Genomic DNA, 11,011 nt, shown 5'->3' with positions numbered 1-11,011 from the left:
TCTATGCCGGGATGGAATTTGAAGGCGGGCATACTTGCGGAAGAAAAAGTTAGCGAGGATGAATACTGGTCCTTATTTAACTTTGTATTTTCTGATGCCTGCAGAAAGACTAATACATATAAGTTTGGCTTGATCAAATCCATCTGTGATCAGGTATATGATTTTTTTGAACAAGGAACTGGTTATTTTTTGTCATATAGAAAGCTATTTTCAAAGTTTGCTGAGAATTACTGGAACCTGGTTAATAAGTATCATCTGAAGCAAATGTCCTATAATGGCAAATCTGAGTATTCAAAAATCGAAAGAATACTGATGGAAGCTGTTGAAACATATGAGATCCCGGAGAACGTTATCTTTCAGTCCATAGAAGAGCGTGAGCGTAGTAAGATTACGAGTGTTGTAACAACGGAATGCAAGAAATGCGTGATTGGCGCTCTTTACAACGATTTTGATGGAAAACTATATGCGTTCGATTTAAAGGGTGATGGCATATATTTAAGCTATGAAGCCTATCATTTCATTTCCAAATATAAGATGGAGATCGAGAAGTTAAATTATTATTCCTGGGCAAGATTTCTTGAGAAAGTAAATGATGACGATGCGTTAGTGCGTGTGTTGGAAAAACTGGATCTTGCTACACCGAAGAGGAAAGATTTGTCCATGTATAGAGATATTCTTTATAAGGAGTTTCAGGAGGACAGATGTTTCTATTGTGGGAAGCGGCTTGATAAGAATATTCATGTTGATCACTTCATACCATGGACATTTGTAAAAAATGATAATCTGTGGAATTTTGTACTGGCATGCCCCAGATGCAATATCCGGAAGAGCAATAGGCTGCCGGCAACGGATTACCTGATTAAAATTGAGAGTAGAAACGATAAGATCGTGCAGTTATCATCGGTGCGTGCTGTAGATAATTTTGAAATCCTGGAGCGGGAATTCAGTGGCTATGATGACGGGCTCTTAAGACGAATGTGGGGCTACGCGAAGATGAGCGGAATAAAAGAAACTATCAGAATCTGATATATTTGCAGGAGAAAGGTTGACTATGAATAAGAAGGAAATATATGCGGGAAATAGCTCCGCTGAAGAAAAATTCATACAACTTTTCTGTGATACCTTTGGCCCTGAAAAGGGCCAGTATGTTTACCTGCAGTACCCATTTGTAGATATTTATGGAAAGCATAGGAGCATAGATTTTGCACTGAAAAGCCAGCTGGGGAAGGTGGCTTTTGAGATAGACGGGAACACCTGGCATAATCCTGCGAAGGTGTCGGAAGTTAAGTACACCGACGATCTTTTAAAACAAAACAGTATGGTGCATGAAGGCTGGAAAGTATTCCGCTGGACAGATCATCAGCTGGAGGAATCACCAGATTGCGTAAAGGATGAACTGGTCACATTTCTTGGACTATCACCAGCTCTGTTTTACATAGACGATAATATGCCTGATCAGAGTGGGCAGGTGTTTGTTTTGAGAGAACATCAAGAAGAAGCATTACAGAACCTAAAAAAATGAGATGAGCATGAGTGAAAGTGCCTGGCACCATAAACTAAGGCATAGGAAAATCAAATGGGTAGCAGTAATCCGGACTATTTATGTATGGGAAGGTGATTTCGATGGGTAATATATACCACTATTGTTCATTAGATACTTTTGCACAGATTATAAAAAATAAAACAATACGTTTGAGTGATTTGAATAAAACCAATGATTATATGGAAAAGAAATGGGGAATGAAATTGCTCTATCGCACATTATGTGATGAATTACAGGATAGAGGAATTGTTATGGATTTGAAAGAAGATTATTGGTACAGTGATAATGCACATAATCATCTTGAACAATTGGAAAATGATATAAAATCATATTTGAATCATCAGACGCTTATTACATGCTTTTCAACTAAAAAAGATATGTTGAGTCAGTGGCGTGCTTATGGAAACGATGGTGTAGGTATTGCAATTGGATTTGATTACAATTTATTTAAGAAAATATTGAAATCTGAAAAGAAGTTTTTTATAGATAATGTTATTTATAAAAAGGAAAAGCAGGAGAAAAAAATTAAAGAGGAATTATTTGCACCCGCATTTATGCATTTAGAGAATATGTTTGCACAAGATGCAGTACGATGCTCAGATGATTACAATGAATATTTCGTAGAAGAATTTGATTGTTTTTGTGAGTATATGGATGATGCTGAAAGGCTATTTCCTTTTTTGAAGAATCCAGCATTTGAAGAGGAAAAGGAAGTTAGGATTGTTTATAATACGGGAATATATGAAGAAATAGAGGATAAAGAATTTCTTTCATATACAAGCGAGGCAATTCCAATAGGAAGAAATGAAGAATTTTTACTTCAACCAATGCAATATGTTGTAAAAAAAGACAAGTTGGTTGCGTATGCAGATTTGAAATTTGAAAGCTGTATTAATGATGGCATTATTAAGGAAATAGTGATTGGTCCTAAAGCAAAGGTTTCAATTGATGATGTTTATAGATTTTTACTGTTGAATGGAATTTGCTCTGGTGTAAAGATAAGTATATCGGAATCATCCTATCAATAAAAAGATTTATTTGAAAAAGCAGAACATACATTGGTTCTCTTCGGTAAAAGGATAGATATAATATGAGGATGTATAATGGCACAAATAAAAATATTTCAGTCTGAAACGTATCCGACTGATATACATAAAGTTAGGAGTGAAATTTTAGACTTTTCATATGGCACGAAAAAGGAAATAATTGAAGAAAAATACATAAATGATTATGCATCATCTAAATTGTGGGATCCAAAATCAGAATTTGGAAGGATTCATGGTAAATTAATGAATTACTTGGAAGGAAATGATATAGTTGCATATCATAATACAAGATTGTTAAACCCTTTAAAAATTAAAAATAATGGATTGATTTTTTCTGATGAAAGATATATAGATTCACTAAGAGAGGACATGCAACATCAAGATATTCCCGAAGAATTAGTGGATGACATAATTTCTAAGGTAATTAAAGAACGTGATCGATGGGAAAATAATGGTGTAAATCGCAGAAAAAATGAAATATGTTTTATTTATGACTGGGATTATTATGAGGATTACGATAAATTTTTGGCAACATATGGTGGCGAATTTTTAGAATTTGCATTGGAAAGCATAAAGCATAATGGTAATTTGGAGAAATATAAGAAAATAATAAAGATGGGGAAACCCTATGTTATCGAGTTTGCAATTCCATTTTCAAAGATGAATCGATTTCAAAAGCAGGATGTTGCACGCTATATGTTAGAAGAATGGATTCATTTGGATATTAGGAGAGATAGAACTGCACATCAATATGATGGTCGGATTGAATTCGAGATTCCCGCACAAAAAATTATATGCATACATGAGGTGGAAGATAACTTCCCGGATATTGATAGGTGGTTATTTGATTAGTGGTTCAGTATTATTGTGCGAATGGCAATATATACAGAGGTTGTTGGAGGAGATTACTGAGCAAAAATACAAGGCATAGAGCCAACTATTAGGTCCTATGCCTTAACTGCTTCCGGAAGTAACATCCGGTCATCAATATAGTAGTCGCAGGTAATCTTGCGGCTATTGTTTCCGTAGAGTTCAATAATTTCCGGGAGATTGTCATTGACGGCATCGAACTCAAGGTTCTGTTCCCGACACCAGTCAACTGCTTTTGTGAGTGCCTCTCCGGCGCGGCAGGTCCAGAGTATCAGCTTATTGCCATTTCGTCTCCATTCCTGAAGGTAAGTGATAAGCGCCTGATTGGGCTGACCGCAGTCCGGCCATTTGCTGTAACAGAGAGTTCCGTCGAAATCCACGGCAATGGTTTGGAAATTGATTGCTGTATTATTCATGGTCAAGGTCTCCTTTGCTTATCGACGGACTGGTTTTCTTATATTCAAACAGCTGATCTACCGTAAGAGAGAAGTAATTTGCGATTCTCATGGCAGACAGTAATGATGGAAGCTGGCGTCCCTTTTCAATGCTAATGATGGTTCTAACACTGATACCGGTAGCATCAGCCAGCTGCTGTTGCGTAATTCCATAGTCAGCTCTTGCTTCACACACCTTACAGGTCAAAGTCTCTGTATCCATATCTTCAATCCCCCTTGCTATTATTTCTTATAATGTAAACAGAGGATAAAGCGGCTGCTTCCCCTCCCACTATGTACATGCTACCAGAGCAGGAGTACAATAAAACGGACTAAGACAGTACGCGGCCAAAAATCTTGAAGGAACTGTTTTCTGTGATGGGAATCGGATCGTATTTCTTATTGAGAGAAATAAGATAGGTTCCTTTTCTGTTATTCTGGAATTTTTTAATATAGGCATTGCCGTCCAGGTAGAAGATGCCAATTTCTCCATCGTTAAGTTGTTCGGTCTGTTCGATCCAGACAAGATCATCATTGTGGTAGCGGGGTTCCATACTGTCACCACTAATATGCACTCCAAAGGTTGCTTCCTCTGGGATGTCGGGAGAGGAGTACATTTCATAATCTTCTCCATCCAGGAAGGAACCGGTACCGGCGGAAACTGTCGTGTAGAATACTTTGCGTTCCCGGACAACATGAATCGGGATAATCTCTGCCAGTTTATAATCGCCGGATTTTTCCAACAGGCGGATATAGTCCATGACTTTGTTGATTCCTTCTTCATTCAGGTTGCGGAAGGGATTGATAGGATTTTGTCCTATAAATTCCGTATAAACATCATAAATATCAAGTAGCTCACAGATGGCCAGTAGCTGTCTGGCACTTGGCTGTGTAATGCCGGATTCCCATGCACTGATTGTGTTCTGCTTTACAAAAATATCATAGCTTTCCAGTTTCTTTGCAAGTTCGCCCTGCTTCATTTTGTTTTCTTTTCTGTTCTTTGCGATGATCTTTCCTAACTCTTTCATAATAAATAGCCTTTCTAATTGCTGTGGTAAGTATCCTGTCATCGTATGAATGTATATCCACTATACCATTAAAAAAGTGAAAAATCAATAGAAATATCATTCAGACAGATAACATGAAGAAAACTTCACTTGATTATCATTGAGAATGGTATTATATTAGCCCTTGTAGACAAAAGACATACAGAAAGAAATGAGTGGATGAAAGAGGGTGAATGAATGAGCAGGACAATTTTACATAGTGACTGTAACTGCTTTTATGCATCAGTAGAACTTCTGCATCATCCGGAGCTTCGGGGTAAGCCGGTTGCGGTGGGCGGCGACCCGGAAGCACGGCATGGAATTGTACTGACTGCCGATTATATAGCAAAGCGTCATGGCGTAAAAACCGGGATGGCGCTGTGGCAAGCGAGACAGGTTTGTCCGGATATCACTTTTCTTCCTCCAAGGATGGATCTGTACCTGAGATTTTCCAAGATGACACATGAGATTTATGGAGAGTACACTGACAGGCAGGAACCATATGGAATTGATGAGTGCTGGCTGGATGTGACAGACAGCGCGGGAATCAAAGGAGATGGATATAAGGTCGCCCAGGAAATCAGCAGCCGGATCAAGTCAGAGCTTGGCATTACCGTGAGTATCGGTGTTTCGTTTAACAAAATCTTTGCAAAGCTCGGATCGGATTACAAAAAGCCGGATGCCATTACTACCATGAATAAGGATGAGTACCAAACAAAAGCGTGGCCGCTGCCGGTGTCAGATTTATTATATGTAGGAAGTGCTACGACGAAAAAACTTTATAGCATGGGAATTACCACTATCGGCGGATTGGCACAGACGGATGAAAAAATCCTGATCGGGAGACTTGGCAAAATGGGAAGCATCCTCTGGTCATTTGCCAATGGCTATGATGATTCATCGGTAAAGATTGAGAATACAAGCGCTCCGGTCAAGTCCGTAGGTAACAGTACAACGACTCCAAAGGATATGGAGACAGATGAGGATGTGAAGATTGTTCTTTATATCCTGGCGGAAAGCGTTGCGGCGAGACTGAGGGAGAATGGATTCCGGTGCCGGACAGTAGAAATCAGTATAAGGGACAAAGACCTTTATCATTTTTCCAAGCAGGTAAAGCTTAAGAATGCCAGCAACATAACAAAAGAAATCGCAGAAGCAGGGTACCGGCTTTATAAGGAAAGCTACAGGCTGCCTGCAGATGAGTATGAGAAACAACAGCTTTCGCCGGAGCTTTTTCAGAAGCCACTCAGAAGTATCGGAATCCGGGGAACCGATCTTGTGACAGATTCTTTCTGGGAGCAGCTGGATCTTTTCACGGATCCGGGTTTCCGGGAGAAGCAGATGAAGATGGATGATGCAGTAGATGTCATCCGAAGAAGATTTGGATTTTATAGTATTCAGAGAGGACTCATGTACCGTGACAGAATTTTGTCAGCCTGTGATGCGAAAGCAGATCATACGGTGCATCCTCATGGGTACTTCGGATAGGAGGTGTCAGGAATGGAAAGCAGTAAGGTATATGTGAATGTCATGGCTGAGTTTACCAAGGATGGTCGGCTCCTTCCAAGGAGCTTTATCTGGAAAGACGGCCAGGTATACGAAATACAGAGAGTAACAGATGTGCGCAGAGCGGCCAGTCTAAAAGCCGGAGGTGTGGGAATACGCTATACATGTATTGTGAATGGAAGAGAGAGCCATCTTTTCTATGAAGATAACAATATGTGGTTTGTTGAGGAGCGGTAAATTCAAAGAATGGAGTCAGTTACAAAGAAAGATCAGCGAGAAGTACAAAGGACGGATGGTGCGGACTTCGGCACATCGGAATTCATCCGTTATTTCACAATCATCAATGGTTTTCCTTTCCCTTATCCGTTGAATGGTAACAATCAACCAGGAGGATTTTGATGATGATAGATAGAAAAGACAAGAGATACGTCAGCTGCCCGGTATGTGGCAGAATTCTGATGAAGTGCCAGGGACAATGTAATATAGACATTACCTGTGGGAAGTGTAACAGGGAAATTGTGGTTCTTGTGGACGAAGAGAGGGTCATGGTTCTGGAGAACAGAAGAGGTTCTGAGAAGGATGGAAGAGCCGGGCAGGTCCGTGTGAGTGTTCAGAAAAGCAAGGAACCGGGGAAAATGAAACCCATGAAAAGAGCTGCAAATTATTAAAATCAAATAAGTGAGATAGCAGTTGAACCGTCAGATTTGGCAGGAACCATCAGAGCCGGCACTGCGTATCAAGAGTTTGTAACGAGCTGGAATTAGCATAGAACTATTAGGAGCCGACAAAACGGAAATAGAGCCAGGTGGCATATTAGCTACCGGTCTTATTGGTATTCGTTTTGTCGACTCCTTTATTGCGTCTGTTTCCGTTTTTTGCTCTAGAAATGGAGAGAAAGATGGAAATGACATTAGGAAAGAGAATTAAGGAATGCAGATTAAAGAAAGGCATGACACAGGAGGCTTTGGCAGAGATTTTGTTTACCAAGAAGTCTACTATCTCAGAATATGAGAATGACAAGATTGATCTGAAATACAGCGTTTTGAAGGAGATTGCAAAAGCACTTGATACTTCTGTCAGATATCTGTCAGGGGAACAGGATGAGGATATTGATGATGAAGTGATGCAGATGGCTATTGCTTTGCAGCAGATTAAAAGCAAGGAATTAAGGAGAGCTGCCATTGCGCAAGTGAAGGTTCTTGCAGGATTGTAAATGTTCGCTCCCGCCGAACTTTGTTCAGTGTTTGGGGAACGATTTCTGTTCCGTGTTAATCTACAATCTTTCTTGTAAGGAAGAGTAAAGATAAGAAAATCCTTACCAAATCTAGTTAGGAAAAGGAGACTGACATGGCAGAGATGAACCTGATCAAGATATATGTGGATGCCAGCTCGGCAAAGAGAGTGGATATCATCATCAAGCACTATACAGATTTTTTGGGAATTGTAGACGGATACACAGAAGGACTCCGATACATGATCGAATGTGAGAAAGAAAGTAACAGTCACAGGGCGTTGGGAGATCTTGGAGTAAGGGTACAGACAGGTGGGACCACCAGCGATCCTACTGCAAAAAAGGCTATCAGAAATGTAATGACAAGGGAGGCACTAATCAACTGCGATTTCTCCGGGGACGTGATGGAAGGAGTGGATCGGGCAGAGGAATTTATCAGAGATGCCTATTTACTCCGGGACATGAGAAAGGACTATGAGCTGTTCAATCGTCAGCTGTCCATCTTAGGAACGGAAAAGGAGACATTTGAAAAATATCTCCGCAGGGAGAAGACTTTGATTGATATTGCGGAAGAGCAGGGAATTACCTATGAATCGGCACAGCAGAAGATCCACAGAATCAGACGGAAAGTAAAAAAACAGGTAGTCGGCTTCATGGATGGGAAGATGGGAGGTATTGCGTAATGGAAGAAAAGCGATGCTATACCGTCAAGGAACTGCAGGAGATTCTGGGAATCAGCAGACCGACTGTGTATGAATTACTGAAAAGAAATGAATTCCGGTGGATACAGATTGGAACGAAGTATCGTATTTCCAAGAAGAGCTTCGATGAATGGCTGGATAGGAAAATGGAAAATCCGTAGATTTACCTTCTAAAGTGTTTGAGTGTCTGCGTGGTATATTGAGCAAAAGGAGGTATCTATCAGAATGGAAATAATCAGTGACGCACAGGAAATCAGGACAAGACTGGAGCAGTTTCAGGCAAATAAAGATCCCAAATTAAAAAACACAATGTCAGTGCCGGAGATGCGCCGGCTCCTTGGATTAAAAAAGACAGAGAGCTACTGGCTTGTCCACAGAAATTTTTTTGAGACAAGAATCATTGACGGCAGGATGCGGGTGGATCTGGAGAGCTTTGAGAAATGGTATGCAAACCAGGTGAAGCATAAAAAGGTCAATGGAGAGGAACCGGGGGCAGAACTGCTGAAAACATCATACTCTTTTATGGATGCCGCAAATCTTCTTGGTATTCATAATTCAAATCTGTATGAAATATGGCGCAGGGAGAATCTGGAAACCATTACGGTTGATTCAGTCAAGCGTATTCCGGTAGATGTTTTTGAGCGGTGGTATGAGAATCAGATCATGTACCAGAAGGCGGACAGGATGCCGACCCTTACGGATCTGGAAGCAGATTATATTCCTTTACAGGAAGCGGCAGGCCTTCTGGGAATTACCAAAGAAAAACTGTCGGTCATTACGAGAGCAAGCCGGTATAAAGATATTTTTGAGATCCGGGTATATGATAACAAGAAGTGGATTTCAAAGAAAAGCTTTCAGCAATTTCTGAATGCACAGAATGTATATCAGGTGATAAAGGAACCGGAGAAGGAGATGCCTACAAGTGAGGAATCTATGGAAACAAAGGAATTTATATCGAGACAGGAGGCGGCGGCTCTTGCCGGGGTAACATCTGCAACCATCACGAAATGGGTACAGCTGGAGCGATTCCCATGTGTGGGAGCGGGCAGAGTGCTTCGGATTTATCGTAAGGAATTTTTGAAGTGGCTTAAGAAATATCGGGAAGGAGGAGTATGATATGGCTTTCATAAGAAAGCGCGGAAATAAGTTTTGCGTGGTATACAAAGTGAAGGACGAAGATGGGGTGGAACATCAGAAGTCTGAAACATATGGCAGCCAGAAAGAAGCAGACAGGCGGAAGAAAGAAATTGAGTACAAAATGTCTCTCGGAAAATTTGAGGCTCCAACGTGTGTCAGACTCCACGAACTTATTGAGGAATATGTGAAGATTTATGGTCATGATAAGTGGGCTGTATCTACTTATGACGGGAACATGAGGGTAATCAATAATTACATCCTTCCTACAATCGGGGATACAAAGCTTTCCAGCATCAATAACCACTTTCTGGAGAAGTATTATAAAGAACTGCTGGAAATGCCGGCAGTAAAAAGCACTCATAATAAAGAAGGAGAAGAAAAAATATCAGCTGCAACAGTCAATGAGATTCATAAGATTCTCAGAAGCTGCTTCCGGCAGGCAGTAAAATGGGGACTGATGGAGAAAAATCCGGCAACGGACGCAACGGTTCCGAGGTATAAAAAGCAGGAGAGAGAAATCTGGACAGCAGAGATGCTGATGCAGGCTCTGGATGCCTGTGATAACAAACTTTTGAAGGTGGCATTTCATCTCAGCTTTACAGCAACACTTCGTCTGGGGGAATTGCTTGGACTGACCTGGGACTGCATGGATATATCCGAGGAAGCGATTGCAGAGAACCGTGCTTACATTATTATCAATAAGGAAGTGGAGCGGGTATCGAAAAAGGCAGTTGATGATTTGAATTCAAAGGATATCATTTTAACCTTCCCTTCCATGAGAAATAATAATAAAACAGTCCGGGTGCTGAAAACACCAAAGACAGAGAGCAGTATACGCAGGGTCTATATCCCAAAATCTGTCGCCTTATGCCTGGTTGATCTGAAGAAAGAGCAGGATGAACTCATAGAGGCGCTTGGCAGTGAGTATCAGAATTATAATCTGGTTATGTCCACAACCTTCGGTCTTCCAATCGGGGAAAGTTACCTGAGAGATAAAATGCAGAAGATTATTGATAAGCTTGGGTTGCCGGATGTGGTTTTTCACAGCATCAGACATACCAGTGTTACCTACAAGTTAAAACTCAGCGGCGGAGACATCAAGGCGGTGCAGGGAGATTCCGGTCATGCGCAGGCAGATATGGTAACGGAAGTGTATGGGCATATCATTGACGAGGACCGGAGAAAAAATGCAGAACTGATGGAAAATGCCTTTTATAATAAGGAAAATCTCAATCCCCAGATGCGCAGTCAGGCAAATAACAGTAATACAGCAGTGGCTGTGCCGGAGGGAGTAGATGCGGAATTGTTAATGAAGGTGCTGGCGAACCCGGAAATGGCGGCATTGCTTACATCATTGGCAAAGACAATGAAAGTATAGAGACCACTGAGGAAATGGCGATATTGTATAGATGAAAGTATCTATATGATATCGCTTTTTTGTGTTAAAATAAGGTAAACTGTGAGTTTTGCAAATCGTAAATTTGTAAGGAACAGAAA

Annotated in this window: 15 protein-coding genes; 12 read left to right on the top strand and 3 right to left on the bottom strand. The window is 40.7% G+C overall.

From position 1 onward, the window contains the following. The first annotated feature begins 3 nt into the window (after positions 1-3). The 4 genes from ACTNBR_RS02960 to ACTNBR_RS02945 all read left to right on the top strand — a co-directional run bounded on the left by ACTNBR_RS02960 (position 4) and on the right by ACTNBR_RS02945 (position 3,441). On the top strand, positions 4-1,026 hold the full coding sequence (locus ACTNBR_RS02960; RefSeq protein ID WP_441016238.1) for an HNH endonuclease domain-containing protein: 1,023 nt from the start codon (positions 4-6) through the stop codon (positions 1,024-1,026). 25 nt (positions 1,027-1,051) lie between these two features. Then, positions 1,052-1,522: a hypothetical protein gene (locus tag ACTNBR_RS02955; RefSeq protein ID WP_441016235.1), complete on the top strand. Its 471-nt coding sequence runs from the start codon at positions 1,052-1,054 to the stop codon at positions 1,520-1,522. 101 nt (positions 1,523-1,623) lie between these two features. Continuing rightward, positions 1,624-2,571 (top strand): DUF2971 domain-containing protein, encoded by a 948-nt coding sequence (locus ACTNBR_RS02950; protein WP_441016232.1) that lies wholly within the window; start codon positions 1,624-1,626, stop codon positions 2,569-2,571. A gap of 75 nt (positions 2,572-2,646) precedes the next feature. Next, on the top strand, positions 2,647-3,441 hold the full coding sequence (locus ACTNBR_RS02945) for a hypothetical protein (protein ID WP_441016229.1): 795 nt from the start codon (positions 2,647-2,649) through the stop codon (positions 3,439-3,441). Positions 3,442-3,536: 95 nt separating this feature from the next. On the opposite strand, the gene ACTNBR_RS02940 is transcribed toward ACTNBR_RS02945, so the two are convergent. From ACTNBR_RS02940 to ACTNBR_RS02930, 3 genes are all read right to left on the bottom strand, one after another. After that, positions 3,537-3,875, bottom strand: a complete 339-nt coding sequence (locus ACTNBR_RS02940) for a hypothetical protein (protein ID WP_441016226.1) — start codon at positions 3,873-3,875, stop codon at positions 3,537-3,539. Continuing rightward, positions 3,868-4,116, bottom strand: a complete 249-nt coding sequence (locus ACTNBR_RS02935; protein WP_441016224.1) for a helix-turn-helix transcriptional regulator — start codon at positions 4,114-4,116, stop codon at positions 3,868-3,870. The genes ACTNBR_RS02940 and ACTNBR_RS02935 overlap by 8 nt, the downstream gene beginning before the upstream one ends. Positions 4,117-4,225: 109 nt before the next feature. After that, entirely contained in the window at positions 4,226-4,921 is a 696-nt protein-coding gene (locus tag ACTNBR_RS02930) for an XRE family transcriptional regulator (RefSeq protein ID WP_441016221.1), read from the bottom strand. A gap of 216 nt (positions 4,922-5,137) precedes the next feature. Between ACTNBR_RS02930 and dinB the strand changes: the two genes are divergently transcribed. The 8 genes from dinB to ACTNBR_RS02890 all read left to right on the top strand — a co-directional run bounded on the left by dinB (position 5,138) and on the right by ACTNBR_RS02890 (position 10,892). Beyond that, complete coding sequence (gene dinB, locus ACTNBR_RS02925) at positions 5,138-6,427, top strand: DNA polymerase IV (protein WP_441016218.1); 1,290 nt, start codon at positions 5,138-5,140, stop codon at positions 6,425-6,427. Between the two features lie 12 nt (positions 6,428-6,439). Beyond that, the gene (locus ACTNBR_RS02920) at positions 6,440-6,682 is read left to right on the top strand and encodes a hypothetical protein (RefSeq protein ID WP_127067670.1); all 243 of its coding nucleotides are present in this window, start codon (positions 6,440-6,442) and stop codon (positions 6,680-6,682) included. A gap of 161 nt (positions 6,683-6,843) precedes the next feature. Next, positions 6,844-7,113 (top strand): hypothetical protein, encoded by a 270-nt coding sequence (locus ACTNBR_RS02915; RefSeq protein WP_058351721.1) that lies wholly within the window; start codon positions 6,844-6,846, stop codon positions 7,111-7,113. Positions 7,114-7,343: 230 nt separating this feature from the next. Further along, positions 7,344-7,658, top strand: a complete 315-nt coding sequence (locus tag ACTNBR_RS02910) for a helix-turn-helix domain-containing protein (RefSeq protein WP_441016215.1) — start codon at positions 7,344-7,346, stop codon at positions 7,656-7,658. A 134-nt stretch (positions 7,659-7,792) separates the two neighbouring features. Next, positions 7,793-8,359 carry a hypothetical protein gene (locus ACTNBR_RS02905; RefSeq protein WP_441016212.1) on the top strand — a complete coding sequence of 189 codons (567 nt, stop codon included), beginning with the start codon at positions 7,793-7,795 and terminating at the stop codon, positions 8,357-8,359. Continuing rightward, on the top strand, positions 8,359-8,538 hold the full coding sequence (locus ACTNBR_RS02900; protein WP_441016209.1) for a helix-turn-helix domain-containing protein: 180 nt from the start codon (positions 8,359-8,361) through the stop codon (positions 8,536-8,538). The genes ACTNBR_RS02905 and ACTNBR_RS02900 overlap by 1 nt, the downstream gene beginning before the upstream one ends. 64 nt (positions 8,539-8,602) lie before the next feature. Then, positions 8,603-9,493, top strand: coding sequence for a helix-turn-helix domain-containing protein (locus ACTNBR_RS02895; protein ID WP_441016206.1), 891 nt, complete (start codon positions 8,603-8,605; stop codon positions 9,491-9,493). A 1-nt stretch (position 9,494) separates the two neighbouring features. Continuing rightward, positions 9,495-10,892 (top strand): site-specific integrase, encoded by a 1,398-nt coding sequence (locus tag ACTNBR_RS02890; protein ID WP_441016203.1) that lies wholly within the window; start codon positions 9,495-9,497, stop codon positions 10,890-10,892. Positions 10,893-11,011 lie beyond the last annotated feature (119 nt).

Origin of the sequence: Bariatricus sp. HCP28S3_F11 (genome assembly GCF_052065395.1) — a bacterium.
Lineage (GTDB): Bacteria > Bacillota > Clostridia > Lachnospirales > Lachnospiraceae > Allocoprococcus.
Note: the sequence above shows the minus strand (reverse complement) of the source record. Positions and strands in the feature narration are given on the sequence as shown.

What these genes read in the sequence shown, in the direction of transcription:
- ACTNBR_RS02930 (WP_441016221.1), bottom strand. Translation starts at nt 4,921, where the DNA reads ATGAAAGAGTTAGGAAAGATCATCGCAAAGAACAGAAAAGAAAACAAA.
- ACTNBR_RS02915 (WP_058351721.1), top strand. Translation starts at nt 6,844, where the DNA reads ATGATGATAGATAGAAAAGACAAGAGATACGTCAGCTGCCCGGTATGT.
- ACTNBR_RS02890 (WP_441016203.1), top strand. Translation starts at nt 9,495, where the DNA reads ATGGCTTTCATAAGAAAGCGCGGAAATAAGTTTTGCGTGGTATACAAA.
- ACTNBR_RS02900 (WP_441016209.1), top strand. Translation starts at nt 8,359, where the DNA reads ATGGAAGAAAAGCGATGCTATACCGTCAAGGAACTGCAGGAGATTCTG.
- ACTNBR_RS02895 (WP_441016206.1), top strand. Translation starts at nt 8,603, where the DNA reads ATGGAAATAATCAGTGACGCACAGGAAATCAGGACAAGACTGGAGCAG.
- ACTNBR_RS02920 (WP_127067670.1), top strand. Translation starts at nt 6,440, where the DNA reads ATGGAAAGCAGTAAGGTATATGTGAATGTCATGGCTGAGTTTACCAAG.
- ACTNBR_RS02950 (WP_441016232.1), top strand. Translation starts at nt 1,624, where the DNA reads ATGGGTAATATATACCACTATTGTTCATTAGATACTTTTGCACAGATT.
- ACTNBR_RS02905 (WP_441016212.1), top strand. Translation starts at nt 7,793, where the DNA reads ATGGCAGAGATGAACCTGATCAAGATATATGTGGATGCCAGCTCGGCA.
- ACTNBR_RS02955 (WP_441016235.1), top strand. Translation starts at nt 1,052, where the DNA reads ATGAATAAGAAGGAAATATATGCGGGAAATAGCTCCGCTGAAGAAAAA.
- dinB (WP_441016218.1), top strand. Translation starts at nt 5,138, where the DNA reads ATGAGCAGGACAATTTTACATAGTGACTGTAACTGCTTTTATGCATCA.
- ACTNBR_RS02910 (WP_441016215.1), top strand. Translation starts at nt 7,344, where the DNA reads ATGGAAATGACATTAGGAAAGAGAATTAAGGAATGCAGATTAAAGAAA.
- ACTNBR_RS02945 (WP_441016229.1), top strand. Translation starts at nt 2,647, where the DNA reads ATGGCACAAATAAAAATATTTCAGTCTGAAACGTATCCGACTGATATA.
- ACTNBR_RS02935 (WP_441016224.1), bottom strand. Translation starts at nt 4,116, where the DNA reads ATGGATACAGAGACTTTGACCTGTAAGGTGTGTGAAGCAAGAGCTGAC.
- ACTNBR_RS02940 (WP_441016226.1), bottom strand. Translation starts at nt 3,875, where the DNA reads ATGAATAATACAGCAATCAATTTCCAAACCATTGCCGTGGATTTCGAC.
- ACTNBR_RS02960 (WP_441016238.1), top strand. Translation starts at nt 4, where the DNA reads ATGCCGGGATGGAATTTGAAGGCGGGCATACTTGCGGAAGAAAAAGTT.